The organism is Endozoicomonas sp. YOMI1, assembly GCF_024606345.1.
Classification (GTDB): Bacteria; Pseudomonadota; Gammaproteobacteria; order Pseudomonadales; family Endozoicomonadaceae; genus Endozoicomonas.
Genome location: NZ_JAHHPM010000457.1, coordinates 1 through 21,050 on the forward strand (window position 1 = coordinate 1; position 21,050 = coordinate 21,050).

Annotated in this window: 18 protein-coding genes and 1 other RNA gene; 18 read left to right on the forward strand and 1 reads right to left on the reverse strand. The window is 51.2% G+C overall.

Going from position 1 to position 21,050, the window contains the following annotated elements:
- Positions 1–220 precede the first annotated feature (220 nt).
- Positions 221–629, forward strand: an RNA gene (rnpB, locus tag KDK15_RS16150) — RNase P RNA component class A.
- 120 nt (positions 630–749) lie between these two features.
- On the opposite strand, the gene KDK15_RS16155 is transcribed toward rnpB, so the two are convergent.
- Positions 750–875, reverse strand: coding sequence for a hypothetical protein (locus KDK15_RS16155; protein WP_257296416.1), 126 nt, complete (start codon positions 873–875; stop codon positions 750–752).
- Positions 876–1,125: 250 nt separating this feature from the next.
- Here KDK15_RS16155 and mraZ point away from each other — a divergent pair, with 250 nt between their 5' ends.
- The 17 genes from mraZ (at position 1,126) to KDK15_RS16240 (ending at position 20,792) form a co-directional block, all read left to right on the forward strand.
- Complete coding sequence (gene mraZ / locus KDK15_RS16160; protein ID WP_257296417.1) at positions 1,126–1,581, forward strand: division/cell wall cluster transcriptional repressor MraZ; 456 nt, start codon at positions 1,126–1,128, stop codon at positions 1,579–1,581.
- Between the two features lie 89 nt (positions 1,582–1,670).
- Positions 1,671–2,612, forward strand: a complete 942-nt coding sequence (gene rsmH, locus KDK15_RS16165; RefSeq protein WP_373691388.1) for a 16S rRNA (cytosine(1402)-N(4))-methyltransferase RsmH — start codon at positions 1,671–1,673, stop codon at positions 2,610–2,612.
- Between the two features lie 11 nt (positions 2,613–2,623).
- Entirely contained in the window at positions 2,624–2,926 is a 303-nt protein-coding gene (gene ftsL, locus KDK15_RS16170) for a cell division protein FtsL (RefSeq protein WP_257296419.1), read from the forward strand.
- A 92-nt stretch (positions 2,927–3,018) separates the two neighbouring features.
- Entirely contained in the window at positions 3,019–4,764 is a 1,746-nt protein-coding gene (locus tag KDK15_RS16175) for a peptidoglycan D,D-transpeptidase FtsI family protein (protein ID WP_373691389.1), read from the forward strand.
- A gap of 11 nt (positions 4,765–4,775) precedes the next feature.
- The gene (locus KDK15_RS16180; RefSeq protein WP_257296421.1) at positions 4,776–6,359 is read left to right on the forward strand and encodes a UDP-N-acetylmuramoyl-L-alanyl-D-glutamate--2,6-diaminopimelate ligase; all 1,584 of its coding nucleotides are present in this window, start codon (positions 4,776–4,778) and stop codon (positions 6,357–6,359) included.
- Positions 6,356–7,789, forward strand: coding sequence for a UDP-N-acetylmuramoyl-tripeptide--D-alanyl-D-alanine ligase (murF, locus tag KDK15_RS16185; RefSeq protein WP_257296422.1), 1,434 nt, complete (start codon positions 6,356–6,358; stop codon positions 7,787–7,789). The genes KDK15_RS16180 and murF overlap by 4 nt, the downstream gene beginning before the upstream one ends.
- Positions 7,789–8,871, forward strand: a complete 1,083-nt coding sequence (mraY, locus tag KDK15_RS16190; protein WP_257296423.1) for a phospho-N-acetylmuramoyl-pentapeptide-transferase — start codon at positions 7,789–7,791, stop codon at positions 8,869–8,871. The genes murF and mraY overlap by 1 nt, the downstream gene beginning before the upstream one ends.
- Before the next feature lie 20 nt (positions 8,872–8,891).
- Entirely contained in the window at positions 8,892–10,337 is a 1,446-nt protein-coding gene (murD, locus tag KDK15_RS16195) for a UDP-N-acetylmuramoyl-L-alanine--D-glutamate ligase (RefSeq protein WP_257296424.1), read from the forward strand.
- Entirely contained in the window at positions 10,331–11,569 is a 1,239-nt protein-coding gene (ftsW, locus tag KDK15_RS16200) for a putative lipid II flippase FtsW (RefSeq protein WP_257296425.1), read from the forward strand. The genes murD and ftsW overlap by 7 nt, the downstream gene beginning before the upstream one ends.
- On the forward strand, positions 11,562–12,683 hold the full coding sequence (gene murG / locus KDK15_RS16205; protein WP_257296426.1) for an undecaprenyldiphospho-muramoylpentapeptide beta-N-acetylglucosaminyltransferase: 1,122 nt from the start codon (positions 11,562–11,564) through the stop codon (positions 12,681–12,683). The genes ftsW and murG overlap by 8 nt, the downstream gene beginning before the upstream one ends.
- Positions 12,676–14,130, forward strand: coding sequence for a UDP-N-acetylmuramate--L-alanine ligase (murC, locus tag KDK15_RS16210; RefSeq protein WP_257296427.1), 1,455 nt, complete (start codon positions 12,676–12,678; stop codon positions 14,128–14,130). The genes murG and murC overlap by 8 nt, the downstream gene beginning before the upstream one ends.
- Positions 14,131–14,163: 33 nt before the next feature.
- Positions 14,164–15,099, forward strand: a complete 936-nt coding sequence (locus KDK15_RS16215) for a D-alanine--D-alanine ligase (RefSeq protein WP_257296428.1) — start codon at positions 14,164–14,166, stop codon at positions 15,097–15,099.
- Entirely contained in the window at positions 15,092–15,907 is an 816-nt protein-coding gene (locus tag KDK15_RS16220) for a cell division protein FtsQ/DivIB (protein ID WP_257296429.1), read from the forward strand. Before KDK15_RS16215 ends, KDK15_RS16220 begins: the two co-directional genes overlap by 8 nt.
- A gap of 53 nt (positions 15,908–15,960) precedes the next feature.
- Complete coding sequence (ftsA, locus tag KDK15_RS16225; protein ID WP_257296430.1) at positions 15,961–17,196, forward strand: cell division protein FtsA; 1,236 nt, start codon at positions 15,961–15,963, stop codon at positions 17,194–17,196.
- Between the two features lie 77 nt (positions 17,197–17,273).
- Positions 17,274–18,461, forward strand: a complete 1,188-nt coding sequence (ftsZ, locus tag KDK15_RS16230; protein ID WP_257296431.1) for a cell division protein FtsZ — start codon at positions 17,274–17,276, stop codon at positions 18,459–18,461.
- Positions 18,462–18,563: 102 nt separating this feature from the next.
- The gene (gene lpxC / locus KDK15_RS16235; protein ID WP_257296432.1) at positions 18,564–19,478 is read left to right on the forward strand and encodes a UDP-3-O-acyl-N-acetylglucosamine deacetylase; all 915 of its coding nucleotides are present in this window, start codon (positions 18,564–18,566) and stop codon (positions 19,476–19,478) included.
- 378 nt (positions 19,479–19,856) lie between these two features.
- Positions 19,857–20,792 carry a M23 family metallopeptidase gene (locus KDK15_RS16240; protein ID WP_257296433.1) on the forward strand — a complete coding sequence of 312 codons (936 nt, stop codon included), beginning with the start codon at positions 19,857–19,859 and terminating at the stop codon, positions 20,790–20,792.
- The last annotated feature ends 258 nt before the right edge of the window (positions 20,793–21,050 follow it).

The window sequence follows — 21,050 nt, forward strand, 5'->3', positions numbered from 1 at the left end:
GAGCCTTGGATCATAACAACGAATGTTGCGCTCGTTGCGGTTTTAATCAAGAGCGACTTTTTACCAAACTGAGTAAAATGATGAAGGTATTCCGGGACAAATCCTAAGTGGGTTTTTGCCGGAAGTGGGGGTATGGATAACGGTTTTTGCCAACCCCGAAACAGAGTGGATTGTTATTACGGTTGATTATTGCAGGTTTCACAAGTATTATTCGCCGCCGCGAGCTGGCCGGGCAGTCGCTGTTTATTCTGGTTATTTGATCAGAATGAAGGGAGGAAAGTCCGGGCTCCAGAGGGTAGGGCGCCAGGTAATTCCTGGGGGGCGAAAGCCTACGGAAAGTGCAGCAGAGAGTAGACCGCCTAAGCCAGTGTTCTCTTCAACTTTTGTTGAAAAGAAATTGGCCGGTAAGGGTGAAAGGGTGCGGTAAGAGCGCACCGCATGGCTGGTAACAGTCCATGGCACGGTAAACCCCGCCTGGAGCAAGACCAAATAGGAATCCTATAGGTGTGACCCGCACTGGATTCGGGTAGGTTGCTTGAGGTGTCTGGTGACAGGCATCCCAGATGAATGACTGCCCAGGCCTGCTTTGGCAGGCTGGACAGAACCCGGCTTACAGGTCGGCTCGCGATTCTTTTTTCTGCTGGAAGTTTCTTCTCCTGATTGCTTTCTTTGGTTGCCAGAGCATCTATTGCCAAAGGACGTGGTTCTGTCTTTGTCTCACTTCCTTTAAATCGAAAGTCTTTGCTCTGTTAGCCTTCTTCGTAATAAAAGTGCTTTGTACCCGCTGTTGCTGCCTTTAAAAAAATAGAACCATAGTTCTTTAATTCCTCCATAGGTTCTGTTTTGCCCTTTGTTTTAAGGCTTTCGCTATTCATTTTTCAAACTGTTCTTTTATTTGGTTGTCCGATATTGAAAGGGAAGAGGAGAACCCCTGCTTGACGTGGGTTTTTCAGATTCCTATAGTGTGCTTTAGTGGTGTAAAGTGGATTATTGTGGGGCAAATTGGTGGGTCGAAATAGGTGGAACGAAATGGGTGGACGAATGGAGTTGGCTATCATTAGTGCTTTTTATAAGTGATGGTTGCTTTAAGGTTTTCAGGGGTTCAGGAACCAGGGAGAAGGTAATGTGTTTCGCGGTGTAAATGCCATTAATCTGGATGCCAAAGGGCGTCTTGCCATACCAGCCCGTTATCGGCAGGTGTTGCGGGATCGCTGTGATGGTGCCCTGGTGGCAACGATTGACACTGACGAACCTTGCTTGCTGATTTATCCATTGGATGAGTGGGAGCTTATTCAGCAGAAAATTGAGGCACTTCCCAGTTTTCATCCAATGACCCGCCGGATTCAGAGGCTCTTGATTGGGCACGCCACCGATGTTGAGCTGGATGGCAATGGGCGTATTCTTATCCCTCCACTGTTGCGTGAATACGCAGGTCTTGAAAAGCGCAGTATTTTGCTGGGTCAGGGCAAGAAATTCGAGCTTTGGGATGAAAGTTGCTGGAATGAGCGCCGCGACCAATACCTGAAAGAAGCCAGTGAATCTGAAGAGATTCCGATGGAATTGCAGTCGCTCTCTTTGTAAATCACTTTTTTGGTGTTTTTGAGTTAAGAAAGCTTTGTGAAAAGTTTATGAAATCGTTAAATCGAGGTGGTAATAAAGGTGGCAATAAAATGGTAGCGCCCGACAATGAGGTGGCTAACCATGTACATAAAACAGTGCTGCTGAATGAGGCTGTCGATGCGTTGCTGACTGATCCTTCCGGAGTCTATGTCGATGGTACTTTTGGCAGAGGGGGGCACAGCCGTTTGATTTTGAGTTCCCTGACAGAGCAGGGGCGGCTGATTGGTATTGATAAAGATCCAGCGGCCATCGCCATCGGTGCCGAGCTGGAGCGTGACGACCCACGGTTTTCAATTCGTCATGGTTCATTTACCGATGTTGATTCAGTCAATGGTGACCAGCTGGTGGATGGGATTTTGCTGGATCTTGGGGTTTCTTCGCCCCAGCTGGATGATCCTGAAAGAGGTTTTAGCTTCATGCAGGAGGGACCTCTGGATATGCGGATGAATCACCAGGATGGAGAAAGTGCCGCTAGCTGGCTGGCACGGGCGGAAGAACAGGAAATCAGCCGGATAATCTGGGAATATGGCGAAGACCGCTTTTCCCGGAGGATGGCCAGAGCCATTGTCAGAGAAAGGGATATTGAACCGATTCTGACCACCCGACGGCTTGCCGATATTATTGCTGCGGCCTGCCCGACCAGGGAGAAGGGTAAACACCCGGCGACCCGTGCGTTCCAGGCCATCAGAATCCATATCAACCGGGAACTGGATGATCTGGTGCTTTGCCTGGATCGTGCCCTGGAAAAATTGAAGCCCGGTAGCCGACTGGTGGTTATCAGCTTTCATTCATTGGAAGACAGAATTGTAAAACGCTTTATCCGAAAGCATCAAAAGGGGGATGATCTGCCAAGCTGGCTGCCGGTGACAGAAGATCAGTTGAATCGGCGGATGAAAAGTCTGGGTAGGGCGATCAAACCTTCCAGGCAGGAAGTGCAGGAAAATCCCAGGGCACGAAGTGCGGTTATGCGTGTGGCAGAAAAGCTGCTTTGATGATAGGTCTGATGATGGATAGTGGTCTTCTGGTGTGTATGCATCTTATTCGCTCTTATGGTGCTGCCCTTTTGCTGTTGTTACTGGTGGTGTTGTCGGGATTGTCTGTGGGTTATGTTTCCTACGAGAACCGTCTTCTACATAACCAGATTCAGCAGGAGCTTGAGAACCGGAACAGTGCACAGGTTGAGTGGGGTAAGTTGTTGCTGGAACACAGCACACTGACATCACCGGGAAAAATTGAACAGGTTGCCAGGGAGAAACTGGGCATGGATGTGCCAAAAACCAGCCAGATAGAGATGGTTCTGCCATGATTCAGGGGCGGACTCAGGGGCGGAAAGTATCACAGCGAAACCGGTCGGCTGCAGAGAACAAAGCTGGCAAGGGGACTTTATGGGTTGGTCTTATGGTTAATGGCCTGACTCGAAAGTGGCGGCTGAAAATGCTGCAATCGGTCCTGCTGGTTGCAGGGCTGGCCATTGGTTACCGAATTGTCGACTTGCAATTGCTGGATCGACACTTTCTGCAAAATGAAGGTGATAAACGTTCTGTTCGCTATGAGTCAGTGGCTGCGCACAGAGGCGTAATTTTTGACCGGAATGGCGACCCGCTGGCGGTCAGCACGCCTGTTGTGACTATCTGGGCTGACCCGGAAGAGCTGTATGAAGCCAGTGACCGGTGGCAGGTGCTGGCTAAGGCGCTGGGGGTTTCCCATAAGAGGCTGTCGGATCGCGTGCAAGCGGCCAAAACCCGGGATTTTATTTACCTCAAGCGGCAGTTGACACCGGAGCAGGGGGCAAAGGTCATGGCATTGAGAGTGCCGGGTGTCCAGGCGATAAATGAGCACCGGCGCTATTACCCCGCTGCTGAGGTGACCGCCCATCTGGTTGGTTTTACCAATATTGATGAGTCTGGTCAGGAAGGTCTGGAGTTGGCCTACAATGAGTGGCTGTCCGGTGAGCCCGGTCAGCAAAGGGTGCTTAAGGACCGTAAGGGCCAGCTTGCCCGGCAGGCTGAGCTGATGAAAAGTGCCAGCCCCGGCAAGGAACTGATGCTCAGTATTGATCTGAGGCTTCAATATATGGCTTACCGTGAGTTGAAAAAGGCGGTTGAACTGCACAAAGCCAAGGCTGGCTCTTTGATCATGCTTGATGTCAAGACTGGTGAAGTGCTGGCTATGGTTAACCAGCCTGCCTACAACCCGAATAACCGGGCGGATATGCAGGCCCATAAGATGCGGAACCGGGTGGTGACGGATATGGTCGAGCCGGGGTCAACACTGAAACCTTTTGCGGTAGCAGCTGCCCTGGAGTCTGGTCAGTTTCGCAAAGGCTCAGTGATTAATACCGCACCCGGTTATCTGCGACTTGGCAGGGATCAGGTAAAGGATAACCGGAATTACGGTGCTATTGATGTGACCACTGTGCTGAGAAAGTCCAGTAATGTCGGAGTTTCAAAAATGGCGCTGGCTATTGGTCCGGATAAGGTGCTGGATTTACTCCAGAGGGTTGGCCTTGGTCAAAGCACCGGAACCGGTTTTCCCGGTGAAAATCCCGGCTATTTGCCCTATCGGGATCGCTGGAGTGATATTGAGATTGCCACATTATCCTTTGGCTACGGTTTGACGGTGACACCTTTGCAACTGGCTCAGGCCTATACCGTACTTGGCTCTGGTGGAATGATGCGCCCTGTCTCCCTGATCAAGAGAGATGTGGTGCCCGACGGTGTTCGGGTAATGGATCAGCAGATTGCTGATGATCTGAGGAAAATGCTTCGTGAGGTGGTTCATGGTGGAACCGGTGGCCGGGCGATGATCGATGCCTTTGAGGTTGGGGGAAAAACCGGAACGGCCAGAAAGGTTGGGCCAAACGGTTATATCAAGGATCGCTACATAGGTATGTTTGCCGGTTTGGCACCTATTGATAATCCGCGGCTGGCAATGGTGGTCATTATTGATGACCCCTCTGGCAAGAACTATTACGGTGGTCTGATCGCCGCACCGGTGTTTTCCAAGGTGGCAGCCGGGGCACTGAGAATGCTGGGGGTTGAGCCCGATGAGTTGGGTAATCCTGGTGCAGATCAGCGTATGGCATTTAATCCCTATGTGCTGGATCGGGATGAGCAGATTTCTACACCGTTGAAAGAAGGTTAAAGCGAAAAGCAATGACAGCTGAGCAAGAGAATACTCTCAATGGCGTGCTTGCCGAACTGCAGCTACCATTGGTTGCGGTCGACAAGAAGCTGAATCATATGACCCTCGATAGTCGCAAGATTACCGGGGGTGAGTTGTTTATTGCAATTCCCGGCATTCAGTCCGATGGCCGCAAATACATAGCCGATGCCTTGGAAAAAGGTGCCGCGGCGGTGCTGGTGGATGATAGCGATGGTTTTGATCTGTCTGCAGCTGCGGAATATGAGTCCGTTTTTATTGTTCCGGGTCTGAGTGGCAAGGTCGGATCCCTGGCTGATCGTTTTTATCGGCAACCTTCTGAACAATTGAACGTTATTGGCGTTACCGGCACCAATGGCAAAACCTCCTGTTGCTGGTTTATCTCTGAAATCCTTGGGCAGCTGGGCAAGCCCTGTGCATTGATGGGTACTGTGGGGCGGGGGTTGCCGGGACAGATGGAGGCTTCATTAAATACCACCAGTGATGTGGTTTCCCTGCAGCAGTATCTGGGGCAACTGGTATCTGATGGCGTGCAGGCTCTGGCCATGGAGGTTTCATCCCATGGGCTTGACCAGGGGCGAGTGTCAGGGGTCTCTTTTGAGGTGGCGCTTTTTACCCATATCAGTCGTGATCATCTGGATTATCACGGCTCCCTGGAGAACTACGCAGCGGCCAAGGCCAGGCTGTTTTCCGAGTGTACTTACCGCTATGCCGTAATTGGTAAGGATGATGAGTTTTCACAGTTGATGCTTTCATCCTGCCCTCTGGATGCCAATGTCACGACCTGGTCCCTGGAAGATGCTTCGGCAGATGTGTATCTCAGTCATATTGAGACGTTACCACAAGGTTTCAGGGCAACCATTCATACGCCCTGGGGTGTGGGTACATTGGCTACTTCATTATTGGGACGTTTTAACCTGGAAAATCTGTTGGCGGTTATTGCTGCGTTGGGTGTCCAGGGATATTCACTTGATCGCCTTTTGGCCGCCATTCCGGTGATTTCTGCCCCTCCCGGCAGGATGCAGCAGTTTGGTGGTGGCAGCCAGCCCCTGGTGCTGGTTGATTATGCCCATACGCCGGATGCCATTGACAGTGTGCTTTCTTCATTGCGTGAGCACCGCTCTCAAATAGAAAGAATTAAGCCTTCCGAAAAAGATTGCGAACAAGACGTCGGGAATATTGTCTGTATATATGGTTGTGGTGGTGACCGGGACAGAGGTAAGCGACCTTTGATGACGGTAGCCGCCTTGAAGGGTGCGGATAAAGCAGTGCTGACCAGTGATAATCCCAGAACTGAAGATCCCCTCCAGATCATTGCTGATGCCCTGGACGGTATTGCACAGAATGATCGTCGGCGTATTCAGGTGATTGCTGACCGGTCTGAAGCTATCCGTTCCACAATTGCTTCCGCCAGTACTGGCGACATTATCGTGATCGCGGGCAAGGGGCATGAAAACTATCAGGAAATTCATGGTGTTCGACATCACTTCGATGATGCAGATCAGGTACAGATGGTATTGCAATCTCAATGCACACGCGTTCGATCGCAAAATGTTCAAGAGGGCGTGCAGGCATGATTGAATCGATGCCTCTTTCTGTGGTTGCCGAGATTGTTAAAGGTCGGTTGCATGATCTGCCAAATGATGGGTTGTCAGTAACCGGTGTCAGCATTGATACCCGAACATTGCAGGCGGGTGATCTTTTTATTGCCATTAAAGGTCCCCGCTTTGATGGACACGATTACCTGGGCCAGGCACAGGCGGCAGGCGCTGTTGCTGCTCTGACAGAGCACTATGTCAGTGGTGCTGCTTTGCCACAGGGTGCCGTTTTGCCACAGATAGTTGTGAAAAATTCCGAACAGGCACTTGGGTTGTTGGGAGCTGCCAATCGCAATCACTTTGATGGGTGTCTGGTCGGTGTTACCGGTTCCTGCGGCAAAACATCGGTTAAGGAGATGTTGCTGGCCATTTTCTCGGAAGCAGGCCCAACGCTGGCAACGAAAGGCAACCTCAATAATGCGCTGGGTACACCATTAACGTTGTTAAGAATCAACGAATCTCATCAGTTTGCCGTGGTTGAGATGGGAACCAGTGCCCCCGGTGAAATTGAATACATTGCTAATATGGGGCGCCCTGACGTATCCGTAATCGTCAATGCCGCTGAAACCCATCTGGCTGATTTGAAGAGTGTTGAAGGGGTTGCCTGGGAAAAGGGTTTTATTCTGGATGCTCTGCCGGACAATGGCACCGCTGTTCTTAATATGGACGATCGGTTCTACGGCCAGTGGTGTGAACGAGTTCTGCAAAAGTCCGGTCGACGGATTATCAGTTTCAGTGCCCAGAGTTCTGAAGCGAACTGTTTTGCCAGTGATATCACTGCCAATCAGGAAGGTACCCGATTCACGTTGCATATTTGCAGAAATGGGCAGCAACAAGAGCAACAATCACTGCGGCTTTCATTCTGGGGGCGCTACCAGGTGACCAATGCCTGTTGCGCTGCGGCGGTTGCGGTTGCCTGTGGGTTGTCGCTGGACATTATTGCCCGGGGGCTGGAAAATGCCCGACCTTATCAGCGGCGGGGGCAGCGCTTTGTTCATCCGTCCGGTGCGGTCCTGATTGATGAAACTTACAATGCCAACCCGAAAGCTACGCAGGCGGCATTGGAGCAGCTTGCGGACTGTGGTGGCAGGACCATTATGGTTCTGGGTGACATGCTGGATCTGGGTGAGATATCCGATGAGCGCCATCGGGACATTGGCCGCTATGCAAAAGAACTCGGTATCCAGCAGTTTTTGAGTTTCGGGCCTTCTGCGCGCCTGGCCAGTGAAGCCTTTGGCAGCGGACAGCACTTCGACGATAAAAGCGAGTTGATTGCCTTTCTGAAAGCACAGCTTCACAGCGTTACTAATAATGACAGTATGGCTGTCATGGTGAAAGGATCAAAAGGAATGAAGATGTTGGACATTATCCAGGCTCTGATTGGGTCTGTTTACAAGGGGGATGCCTGATGCTGGTCTGGCTGGCAGATTATTTAGCCCAGTATTACCATGGATTTCTGGTGTTCAAGTACCTCACGTTGCGAGGTATTTTCGGGGTCCTCACGGCTCTGGTGATGAGCTTATGGGTTGGGCCTCACTTCATTCGCAAGCTGAGCTTTTATCAGATTGGCCAGGCTGTCCGTGATGATGGTCCGCAAAGCCATTTAAGCAAGGCCGGCACCCCGACCATGGGTGGTGCCCTGATTCTTATCTGTATTGCCATCAGCACCTTGCTGTGGGCAGATTTGAGCAATCGCTACGTTTGGGTTGTGCTGTTCGTTACCGGTATTTTCGGTGCCGTTGGCTGGGTGGATGATTACCGCAAAGTGGTTGAAAAAAACTCCCGTGGTTTGCCGGCACGGTGGAAAATGTTCTGGCAATCGGTTGCTGGCCTTGGCGCGGCTTTTTTTCTGTTTTTTACCGCGCCATCGGCAACAGAAACAACCCTGATTATTCCCTTCTTCAAAAATGCAACGCTGCAGCTTGGGCCTTTTTTCGTGGTGCTGGCCTATCTGACCATTGTGGGTTCCAGTAATGCCGTCAACCTGACGGATGGGTTGGATGGTCTTGCTATTTTGCCCACCGTTATGGTGGCTTCAGCCCTGGCAGTTTTTGCCTATCTGAGTGGACATGCAACGTTTGCCCAGTACCTGCTGATTCCTGCCGTGCCGGGAGCCGGGGAGCTGGTGGTATTTTGTGCTGCCATCGCTGGGGCAGGCCTTGGTTTCCTCTGGTTTAACACCTATCCGGCCCAGGTATTTATGGGGGATGTGGGTGCTCTTGCGCTGGGTGCTGCCCTCGGGGTTGTCGCTGTTATCGTTCGCCAGGAAGTCGTGCTGATTATCATGGGCGGTGTTTTTGTTATGGAAACGGTGTCTGTCATTCTGCAGGTGGGTTCCTATAAGTTAACCGGTCGTCGTATATTTCGCATGGCGCCGCTGCATCATCACTTTGAGTTGAAAGGGTGGCCTGAACCCCGGGTCATCGTGCGCTTTTGGATTATTACCATTGTGCTGGTTCTGATTGGATTGGCATCTTTGAAAATTCGCTGACGGGTTATGTGGGTAACGGGATGGTGACAAGAAGCACTCTTGTTAAGAAAACAGCTGCTCAGGAGTCAGCAGATAACGAGCCATCTGGGCTGATTGGCTCAAGCTGTAATCGAGTGATTATCGGTCTTGGTAAGACCGGGTTGTCCTGTGCCCGTTATTTTCATAGTCAGGGTTTGCCTTTCAAAATTATTGATACACGGGAAACGCCACCGGGTGAAGCGGAGTGCCGTCAGCTGTTTCCCGACACCCCGCTGCATACCGGTGGTTTCAATGAGCAGTGGTTAATGGCTGCCGATGAGTTGGTGGTCAGTCCGGGTATCGCTCTGTCGGAACCGGCGATTTCCAGGGCGATGGAAAATGGCGCTACTGCCATTGGTGATATTGAACTGTTTTGTCGAGCGGTCAATGCTGCCTCGGCTTTCTCGACAAAAAAGAAGCCGCTCGTCGCCATTACCGGCTCCAATGGCAAAAGCACGGTGACCACGCTGGTTGGTGAAATGGTCAGCTATTCCGGGCTTAATCCCGGCGTAGGGGGTAATATTGGAACGCCAGCACTTGATTTGCTGGATGATGACAGTATTGATGTTTACATTTTGGAGCTTTCCAGTTTTCAGCTGGAAACCACCCATAGCCTCCGTGCAACGGCTGCGACGGTTCTGAACCTGAGTCCGGACCATATGGATCGTTACCCGACGCTGGTTGAATACCACCAGGCCAAACAGCGTATTTACAAAGGGTGCGGAACCGCCGTATTTAACCGGGATGATCCTCTTACTTCCCCTTTGCTTCCGGTCACTGCCGGAGCTGTGACGTTTACCAGTGGGTCTCCGGATCTTGGCCAGATGGGGCTTATTGCTGACGATGACGGCGTCTGGCTGAGCAAGGGGCTGGAAAAGCAGATCAATACCCGGCAGATGAAACTCAAAGGGCGTCACAATTATCTGAATGCCCTCGCTGCTTTGGCCTTGGGCGAGGCGATAGGCCTTGATGCCAGTGCCATGTTCGAAGCGCTTATGGCATTTCCCGGGTTGAAACACCGTTGCCAATGGCTGGGTGAGCAGGATGGCGTTGCCTGGTTTAACGACTCCAAAGCAACCAATGTCGGAGCCTCCGTTGCGGCTATTGAAGGTCTGGGCGAAGGGCTTGCAGGCAAGGTTATTCTGATTGCGGGTGGTGATGGTAAAGGTGCGGATTTCTCTGATTTGCAACCGGCGGTTGAGCGATATGTCCGTCATCTGATTTTGATTGGACGTGATGGGCCCGCTATTGAGCAGGCAGTGAAGGATAGTGCAGAGATTCATAAGGCGGCCAATCTGGATGATGCAGTCAGTTTTGCAGCGGAGTTGGCCGAACCTGGTGATGCGGTGCTGTTGGCACCGGCATGCGCCAGTTTTGATATGTTTAACAGCTTTGAGCATCGGGGTGATCGATTTGCAGAGCTGGTCAATGGTTTGATTTTATGCTGAAACGGGTTCGACACAGTTTTCTCACGGAGAAAGAGTCCTTAGAGCAAGATGGGGCAAGGTCCGTTGACATGGTTCTGTTCGGGGCTGTGCTTACTCTGCTGGCCATTGGTCTGGTGATGGTGGGTTCAGCCTCCATGGATGTTTCCAGTGCAACTTTTGGTGATCCACTGAAAGTCGTCTTTAAGCAGTTGCTGTTTATGGTGGCGGGTCTGTTTGCCATGGGCATCATGATGCTTGTACCTGTCAGCCGGATTCAGCAGATGAGCTGGGTTGGCCTGCTGGTTGCATTCTTCCTGCTGGTGCTGGTTCTGATTGTGGGCCGGGAAATTAATGGCAGTGTCCGCTGGATTCCTCTTGGTTTCTTTAACCTGCAGGCCTCAGAGGTCGCCAAGCTTTGTGTGGTGATTTATCTGGCGGGCTACCTGGTGAGACATCTTGATGAAGTTCGTACTCGCTGGAGTGGCTTTATCAAACCAATGCTGGTGATGGCAGGGTTGGCTTTGCTGCTGCTGGCGGAGCCGGATCTTGGCGCGCTGGTGGTGCTGACTGTGGCGGTGATGGGGATGATCTTCATGGCGGGTGCACGTTTCCACCAGTTTCTGGTCATGATTGCCGGCGTGATTATCCTGATTGTCCTGTTGATCTGGATGGAGCCTTATCGTATGGCTCGCATCACCTCCTACATGGACCCATGGGCCCATGCTTTTGGCAGTGGTTATCAGTTAACCCAGGCTCTGATCGCTTTTGGTCGGGGGGCCTGGTTGGGTGAAGGACTGGGCAATAGCATCCAGAAGCTGTTTTACCTGCCGGAGTCGCACACGGATTTTGTCTTTGCCGTATTGGCGGAAGAGTTTGGTGTGGTTGGCTCATTGCTGCTGCTTGGGCTGTTTCTGTTTGTTGCCTGGCGGTCACTGCAGCTGGGCTCAAGAGCGGAAGCCAGGGGGATGTTATTCCATGGCTTTGTTGCTTATGGTATTGCGCTACTTTTTGCCAGTCAGGCGTTGATTAACATTGCTGTGAACACCGGGCTGCTGCCCACTAAAGGGTTGGCTTTACCCATGATCAGCTATGGAGGCAGCAGTTTAATTGTTAACTGTCTGGCATTTGGTATTTTGTTACGTATTGATTTTGAACGTCGTCTGACTAAAGCCATAGAGGTTAAGCCGGTTGCGGGGCGCAAGTCTCAAGAGCGAAAGACGAGTGAAGCAGCTGGAGGTAATACGAATGGCTGAGCAGGCAGTTTCTCAAACGCCTCCTGAGGCACCCAAAGTGATTATCATGGCAGGCGGTACCGGTGGACATATTTTTCCGGGGCTTGCTACAGCCAGGGGGCTGATTAAGCAGGGTTACCGTGTTCACTGGCTGGGTACTCCCGGCAGTATGGAAGCAGAGCTTGTGCCCGGGCATGGCATTGATATCAGCGTTATTCCGGTCACCGGCCTGCGGGGAAAAGGCTTGAGTTTTCTGTTGCAAGCCCCCTGGCGTCTGGCCGTTTCGTTATTTAAAGCCGTTCGGGTTCTGAGAGAACACCGGCCGGTTTGTGTTGTTGGTATGGGAGGCTATGTCACAGGGCCGGGTGGTGTGGCTGCGCGGTTATTGGGGATTCCCTTGGTGGTTCATGAACAAAATGCTGTTGCAGGTCTCACCAATAAACTGCTGGCCAGGATTGCTACCCGTGTGCTCGAAGCGTTTCCGGGAACCTTTGCGGGGCTTTCTTCAGGCATTGCCCGGAAAGTAATGCTGACCGGGAACCCGGTGCGTCCGGAGATCGTCGCCGTTCCTGCCCATGTACCACACACACCCTTACGGCTACTGGTAGTGGGAGGAAGCCGGGGAGCCTTGGCAATCAACCAGATGATTCCCCGGGTTGTGCAAAACTGTGGTGATCAGATTGAAGTCTGGCACCAGACCGGTAAGGGAACCTTTGAGCAGTGTCGTGCAGATTATCAGCAGCTCGGCGTTTCCGGTCGGGTAGAGCCGTTTATTGATGATATGGCTCAGGCCTATGAGTGGGCGGATCTGGTGCTCTGCCGCTCCGGCGCATTAACCATCGCAGAACTGGCAGCGGCAGGAAAACCCGGAATTCTGGTGCCTTTCCCGTTTGCGGTGGATGATCATCAGACAGTTAATGGGCGTTACTTGGCCGATAGAGGTGCAGCCCTGGTGGTTCAGCAAAAAGATTTGGACGTGGACGGTTTGACAAAAATGATTCTGGAGCTGGCAGATAATCCTGAACAGCTTGAACGAATGGCCTCATCAGCAAGGACTGCCAGTTTGTCACAGGCGACTGATGACGTGGTCAGACTCTGTCTTGAAGCGGCTGGTAAGGAGGTCTCTTATGCCTGATGTAAAGAGTCGAATTCCCGTGGTGGCGGTACCAGAGATGAGGCGTATCCGCAAAATCCATTTTGTCGGTATTGGTGGTTCTGGCATGTGTGGTATTGCCGAGGTCCTTCTGAATCAGGGGTATGAAATCTCTGGCTCGGATATTCGCTCATCACCAGTGACTGAGCGCCTTGAAGGGCTTGGGATTGAGGTGTTTATTGGTCACCGTGGCGAGAACGTGATCAACGCGGATGTTATTGTCACCTCAACCGCTGTTGCCGGAGATAACCCGGAAGTGGTTGAGGGGGAAAGCCGTCGGCTGCCCATTGTTCCCCGGGCCCAGATGCTGGCGGAATTAATGCGTTATCGCCATGGCATTGCGGTGGCGGGTACCCATGGCAAAACCACTACGACCAGCCTGCTGGCTTCGGTCCTGGGGTTCAGTGGTATGGACCCGACTTTTGTAATTGGAGGCAGGCTCAACTCGGCCGGTACCAATGCCAAATTGGGTGGCAGCCGTTACCTGGTTGCCGAGGCGGATGAGTCTGATGCCTCTTTTCTTCATTTGCAACCGATGGTGTCCATTGTCACCAATATTGATGCTGACCATATGTCTACCTACGATGGTGACTTTGGCAAGCTGAAAAAGACATTTATCGAGTTTTTGCACAATTTGCCTTTTTACGGCGTGGCCATTGTCTGTATCGACTGTCCAGTGGTCAGAGAACTGTTGCCGGAAATCAAGCGACAGGTGATTACCTATGGTTTCAGTGAAGATGCGGATTTCCGGGCGGTGAATGTTAACCAGCAGGGAATGAGAACCTCGTTTGATCTGGCTCGTGGCAGTAATGCGGAAGAGCCGCCTGTGACCATTGAACTGGGTATCCCGGGGCGCCATAACGTACTGAATGCTCTGGCCACGTTTGCCACGGCTGCTGATGAAGGCATTCCGGATCAGGTGATTGCCGAAGGCTTGAGTCGTTTCGATGGTGTTGGCCGACGTTTCCAGGTGCTGGGAGAGTTTAATACCCAGGCTGGCGAAGTGATGCTGGTTGATGACTATGGTCACCACCCAACGGAAGTGGATGCGACCATTAAAGCGGTTCGTGATGGCTGGGATGACAGACGACTGGTGATGATTTACCAGCCTCATCGTTTCTCTCGCACCCGTGACCTGTACGAGGATTTTGTCGATGTGCTGTCCAGGGTTGATGTGCTTCTGTTAATGGAAGTATACCCTGCCGGAGAAGAGCCGATCGCGGGGGCGGACAGTCGCTCATTGTGCCGGAGTATTCGGCAGCGTGGACTGGTTGATCCGATATTTATTGCCCGTCCTGAAGCAGTTGAGTCAGTGTTGGCTGGTGTACTTCAGGATGGTGACTTGCTGTTGGCTCAGGGAGCTGGGGATATTGGCGCACTGGCCTTGAGGCTGGCCAGTGGTGAGTTGGCGCTGCCGGTAAAACAGTAAAGCTACGAATTGAATAGAAAAGGAATACAGTGCATGAAGTACAACCGGAGTTGTGATCACTTTGATCCAAAGGCTTTTGGCAAGGTTGCTGTACTTTTTGGTGGTAACTCCCCGGAAAGGGAAGTGAGCCTGACCAGTGGTGAGCGTATTTATGCCGCGTTGAACCGGCAGGGTGTGACATGCCAGCTGATTGATACCTGTGAGAATGCAGTTGAGCAACTCCAGCAATATGCCCCTGACTATGCCTTTATTGCCTTGCATGGAGGCGGGGGAGAAGATGGCACGATGCAGGGATTGCTGGAAACCATGGGTATTCCCTATCCCGGTAGTGGTGTCATGGCATCCGCTCTGGCGATGGATAAATACCGCAGCAAACTGCTGTGGCAATCTATTGGGCTGCCAACACCTGAGTTTGCCCTGGTCATGGGGGTTGACAATCTTGGCCATGCCGAGTCTCTGTTGCCCGCCTTTGTCAAGCCAAGCATGGAAGGTTCCAGTGTTGGTGTGGCACGGGTTGATCGAAGGGCAGACCTTGAGGCTGCCTGCGAGCGTGCAGGGGAGCACAGAGGTCCTGTTCTGGTGGAGTCGTTTATCGATGGGCCTGAGTTTAGCGTGAGTATTGTTAATGGTCAGCCGCTGCCTGCCATCAGAATTGAGGCAGAGGGTGAGTTTTATGATTACCAGGCCAAGTATCTGTCGGATAATACCCGGTACTCCATTCCCTGTGGCCTGACTTCAGTCAAGGAGCAGGAACTTCAGGCGGTTGCCCTGACGGCATTTGAAGCCCTTGGGTGTTCAGGCTGGGGACGTGTTGACTTTATGCAGGATCAGCAGGGGCGGTTCTGGTTGCTGGAGGTCAATACTATTCCAGGGATGACCGATCATAGTCTGGTACCTATGGCTGCAGCGGATGCAGGGTTATCTTTCGATGAACTGGTTATTGAAATATTGAAAACAGCGGATGTCTGAGAGAGCAGGTTTGTCTGTTTCCGCCAGTCGGCCGGGGGAAGTACGGGGGGCATCTCGAAGGGATAGTCGACACGGTGGTGGCAGAGGAAAAAAAAATCTGCCGTGGAAAAGAGTGCTTCAGGTTTTGGTTTCTCTTTTTCTGCTGGCAGGTTTGCTGGCCTCGACGCCGTGGTTGATGAACTGGTTGAATCAGCCGATAGCACGGGTGGAAGTGCATGCAGGCTTTGAGTATTTATCCAGGGAGCAGGTAGAGAGTGTGTTGCAGCCTCACTTACAGAAACGTTTTTTTGCCCTGGACTTGAGTGAGATGCAGCTGGTTCTGGTGGCAATGCCCTGGGTTAAGAGTGCCTCGGTTCGACGACAGTGGCCTGACAGTGTCCAAGTGAGCCTGGAGGAGCAGCAGCCGGTGGCGAGGTGGGGCAGCAACGCTCTGATCAGCAATGAAGGTGAGGTGTTTGCTCCAGAAGATATTGCCGGTTTTTCAGCCATGCCGGTTCTGGACGGCCCGGAAGAGATGGCTGCTGAGGTGATGCAGCAGTATCTGGCGATCAGCCAGTTGCTCAGGCCCATGGGGCTAAGGCTGACCATGCTGAAGCGTAGCAATAGTGGATCATGGCGATTTACCATAGGACATGTTGAGGTCAATATTGGTCGTGACAGAAGAATGGAGAGACTGCAGCGTTTTGTCCGCCTTTATCATGCCAGACTGGAGACTCGCTGGAATCAGGTAAAGCGGGTTGATTTGCGATATTTGAATGGTGCTTCGGTTGCCTGGAGTGAGACGCTGGTTAAAGCGGGGTCAAAATAAGTCAGCCAGGCTCTGATTTATGATGGATAGAGAAGTTTGGGAAGATTGATGCCATGACAGCGGCAGATAATGGAAGATTGATCGTTGGGTTGGATATAGGCACCTCGAAAGTGGTGGCTATTGTTGGAGAGCTCAACGCTGAGGGTGACATTGAAGTCATCGGCATTGGTTCGCATATTTCCCGCGGGCTTAAGCGTGGTGTCGTGGTTAATATTGACTCTACGGTACATGCCATTAAGAGAGCCGTTGAAGAAGCTGAGCTAATGGCCGGGTGTCAGATACACTCGGTCTATGCCGGTATTGCCGGTAACCACATCAAGAGCCTTAACTCCCACGGCATTGTTGCCATACGTGAGCGTGAAGTGAATAGTGCCGATATTGACCGGGTTATTGATGCGGCCCAGGCGGTTGCGATCCCGGCGGATCAGCGGATTCTGCATATTCTTCCTCAGGAGTATGCCATTGATAACCAGGAGGGGATCAAGGAGCCCCATGGGATGTCCGGTGTCCGGCTGGAAGCCAAAGTTCACCTGGTGACCTGTGCAGTTAATGCGGCCCAGAACATTGAGAACTGCATCCGTCGCTGTGGCCTTGAAGTGGACGATATTATTCTTGAGCAGCTGGCTTCAAGTTATTCGGTGCTTTCAGAAGATGAGAAAGAGCTGGGCGTCTGTATGGTGGATATTGGTGGTGGCACGACAGATATTGCCATTTTTACCGACGGCGCCATTCGGCATACGGCAGTGATTCCCATTGCCGGAGATCAGGTGACCAATGACATTGCCATGGCCCTGCGAACACCTACGCAAAATGCCGAGGACATAAAGATTAAATATGCCTGTGCCCTGGCGCAGCTGGCTGGAGCTGATGAAACCATTAAAGTTCCCAGTGTCGGTGACCGGCCGGCCAGGGAGCTCTCCAGGCAGGCACTGGCAGAGGTGGTAGAACCTCGTTATGACGAGTTGTTTACATTAATTAATGCAGAGATCAGGCGCAGTGGTTTCGAAGACCTGATCCCTGCAGGCATCGTTCTGACCGGTGGTACTGCCAAGATTGAGGGAGCTATTGAGCTGGCAGAAGAGATTTTCCACATGCCGGTCAGGCTGGGTGTGCCGCAGTTAGTGAAAGGGCTGAGTGACGTGGTCAGTAATCCCATTTATTCGACGGGTGTCGGGTTGCTGCACTATGGCCAGAAAATGCAGAAAGATGGTTTGAAAAAATCGATCGCCAGCAAACCTCAGGATGCTGGGCTGATTGACAAGATGAAGCGCTGGTTTCATAACTTTTAATTGTGTGGCAGCGCAGGTTTTCAGTAACGGTATTGGTAAGTATTTGTTAGATTAAGGGTGATAAAAAGGAGATGGCCATGTTTGAATTGGTGGATAACGTACCGCAGGAAGCGGTCATAAAAGTTATCGGTGTCGGTGGTGGTGGTGGTAATGCAGTTTGCCACATGCTGAAAAGTCAGCTCGAAGGTGTTGAGTTTGTCTGTGCAAACACCGACGCCCAGGCGCTGAAAAAGCAGCATTTGCAGGCCCATACTCACCTGCAGCTGGGTGCCTCGATCACACGTGGGCTTGGTGCAGGCGCGAACCCGAATGTTGGTCGCGAGGCGGCGATGGAAGACCGGGAGCGTATTGCCGAGCTCCTCAAAGGTGCGGATATGGTCTTTATTGCCGCGGGCATGGGCGGTGGTACAGGGACCGGCGCGGCTCCGGTTGTTGCCCAGGTAGCCCGTGAGCTTGGAGCACTGACCGTAGCCGTGGTCACTAAGCCGTTCGGTTTTGAAGGCAAGCGCAGAATGTCTGTTGCTGAAGAAGGTCTTAAAGAGCTTCAGGAGCATGTGGATTCACTGATTACTATTCCCAATGAAAAGTTATTACCAGTACTTGGCAGTGATGTCAGTCTGCTCAATGCTTTTGGTGCCGCTAATGATGTTCTGCTGGGTGCGGTGCAGGGTATTTCTGAACTGATTACCCGTGATGGTCTCATTAACGTTGACTTTGCCGATGTTCGTACAGTGATGTCAGAAATGGGTATGGCGATGATGGGTACCGGGGTTGCCACGGGTAGCGGTCGTGCCGCAGAAGCTGCCGAGAAAGCCATCCGCAGCCCGCTGCTGGAAGATGTTGATCTGCAGGGAGCCAAAGGTGTTCTGGTTAACATCACTGCAGGCCTTGACTTTACGGTTGGTGAGTATAATCAGGTAGGCGACGTTGTAAGTCAGTTTGCGTCTAACGATGCAACCGTCGTTATCGGTACTGTAATTGACTCAGAATTAACGGATGAGCTGCGTGTTACTGTCGTTGCAACCGGTATCGGTGCTGGCGGAGTTTCCAGGGAGCAGTTGAAGGTGGTGGAAAAAGCACCGCCAAAAAACAAAGACGGCACACCTGACTATGGCAGGCTGGACATTTCTCCTCTGTTGCGTGACAGAAAGAAGGAGGAAGAGGAAGTGGGGCAGCGGGAAGAAGGTAAACGGGCAGCAGTGGCTACCGGAGATAGTGTCGACTACCTCGATATACCGGCATTCCTGAGGCGTCAGGCGGATTAATCAGGGCGTATAAATGCGAACTTGTCTCAATTGTTACTTTTGTTACAATGTGGCGTTGCATCCAAATAACAGGGACCTTACAGGTCGCGGAACAGCGTTATCATGATCAGACAGCGTACACTGAAAAATATTATTCGTGCTACGGGTGTGGGCCTTCACTCTGGTGAAAAGGTTTACCTCACGCTTAAGCCAGCTTCCGTAGATACCGGCATCATTTTCTGTCGAACAGACCTTGACCCGGTGGTTGAAATTCCGGCACATGCCCTGAATGTCGGGCAGACGACGCTTTGCACCTCTTTGCATAAACACGGCACCCGAATTGACACCGTTGAACACCTTCTCTCCGCTCTGGCCGGGCTGGGTATTGATAATGCCTACGTTGAGGTCAGTGCCCACGAAGTACCCATTATGGATGGCAGTGCTGGTCCATTTGTATTCCTGTTACAGTCCGCAGGTATTCAGGAGCAGAATGCACCCAAGAAGTTCGTTCGCATCAAAGAAGATGTGACGGTGACTGATGGGGATAAAACGGCAACCTTCAAACCATACGACGGTTTTAAAGTAAGTTTTACCATTGACTTTGATCACCCTGTTTTCAAAAGCCGCTCTCAAACAGCGTCGATTGACTTCTCCAGTACCTCTTTTGTGAAAGAAGTCAGCAGAGCCCGTACTTTCGGTTTTATGCGCGATGTTGAATACCTCCGTTCCCAGAATCTGGCGCTTGGTGGCAGTGTGGATAATGTGGTTGTTGTCGATGACTACCGAATTCTCAATGAAGATGGTCTCCGCTATCATGATGAGTTTGTTAAGCATAAAATGCTGGACGCAATCGGCGACCTTTATTTGCTCGGGCATAGCCTGATCGGTCAGTTTGTTGGTCATAAATCTGGGCATGAGCTTAATAATAAACTGGTTAGAACGTTGCTTGCTAATGAGAAATTATGGGAGAAAGTGACTTTCGAAGAGGCTGAGGTTTCTCCAATTTCCTATCAGAAACCTGTTGCTGTAACGGCTTAATGGCTGCTTTTTGGGTTAATGTTGATCTGTTACGTGATTTTTTGCGAGGCTGGAAAACTTTAGTCTTGAAATAGGCCGCATTAATAGTGGCCTTTTTTCTAAGTGGGTGTCAGTAAAAAGTCTTTATCTCACGCTGTTTTCTGATGAGTGCAGAGTTTTGTTTAGTACTGTTTTTTTTGACGTTAAACTGGGTTGACCGCATTAAAAAATACTGTTTTGCAACGATAACATCAGTATCAGGTGGCTCTTTATGGCACGGTGGGGTGTAGATGAGTGTCACTGAAGAAGTGTGGAAATCCGTCCTCTGGTTCTATATTTTGCAGGTTCCTAAAATACAATAGTGGAGATGTGCTGCTGGCTTGGCATTAAGGGCTGCTAATGAAAATTATTGTCGTTAATCAAGGTCATTCTCGAACCCGAACTTATTCCGGAAGTGGAAAATGGGTAGGGATTTTGTGTTGCTGTGCCTTATTGCTATCCATGGCCGTTGGTGGTGGTACAATGTATGCTTGGTTGACCAATAATCAGGAGCATATGTTAACCCGTGAAGGCGTAAAAAACTGGAAACAGGTTCTGAATACACAGCAACAAGATCTTGGCCTTGTTCGTCAGCAGGCACAAAACCAGCTGGATGCTCTGATGCTCAGGCTTTCTGAACTTCAAGGGCGTATGACCCGACTTGATGCCCTTGGCGAACGCCTTACCAGCAAGGCAAGGCTGGATGATGGTGAGTTTGACTTCAGTGACATTCCTGCGCTGGGTGGCCCTCAGGAGTTTGCTGAGGCAGAAGCAACCTACAGCAAGGTGAGTCTGATTGATGCTATTGATCAATTGGCGGATCAGATCGATAACCGTGAAGAACAGCTGGACCTTCTGGATAATCTTATTTCCAACAGAACCCTTCATGACGATGCATTTCTGGCAGGTTTGCCCGTCAGAAAAGGCTGGCTCTCTTCCCGTTATGGTCGCCGTACAGACCCGTTTACTGGTAAGGGTGCCTGGCATAATGGTGTGGATTTTGCCGGTAAGCGCGGCTCGGACATTATTTCCGTTGCTGCAGGTGTTGTTGTCTGGTCAGGCACCCGCTCAGGCTTTGGGCTTCTGGTGGAGGTTAATCATGGCAATGGCTATTTAACACGTTATGCCCATAATGATGAAAGTCTGGTCAAAGTCGGTGATATTGTCACCAGAGGGCAGGCTATTGCCAAAATGGGCAGTTCCGGTCGGTCAACCGGACCACATGTACACTTTGAGGTTTTGAAAAATGGTAAGCCTCAGGATCCTTCGAGATATATCTACAGAGCAAGTAAGTAGCATATAAGGCTGATTTTTTTCTTCTACCTTGGGACTGGCATTATTTTCGTACTCTACAACGACGGCGAAGTTCACGGATGAGATGAAGATGCGGTTTTATGATTTTTCCACCCCTGGCCAAGGCTTCAGGATGCTGCAATCAGAGCAATATTATCTGCCTTCAAGATTGGTTTGCTGAATATACCAGGTTAATTTTCTCTGAGTTCTGTTTTTCTGGATTTTATGGTTGCTTATCACTCTGTTGAGTCTTATTTTCCG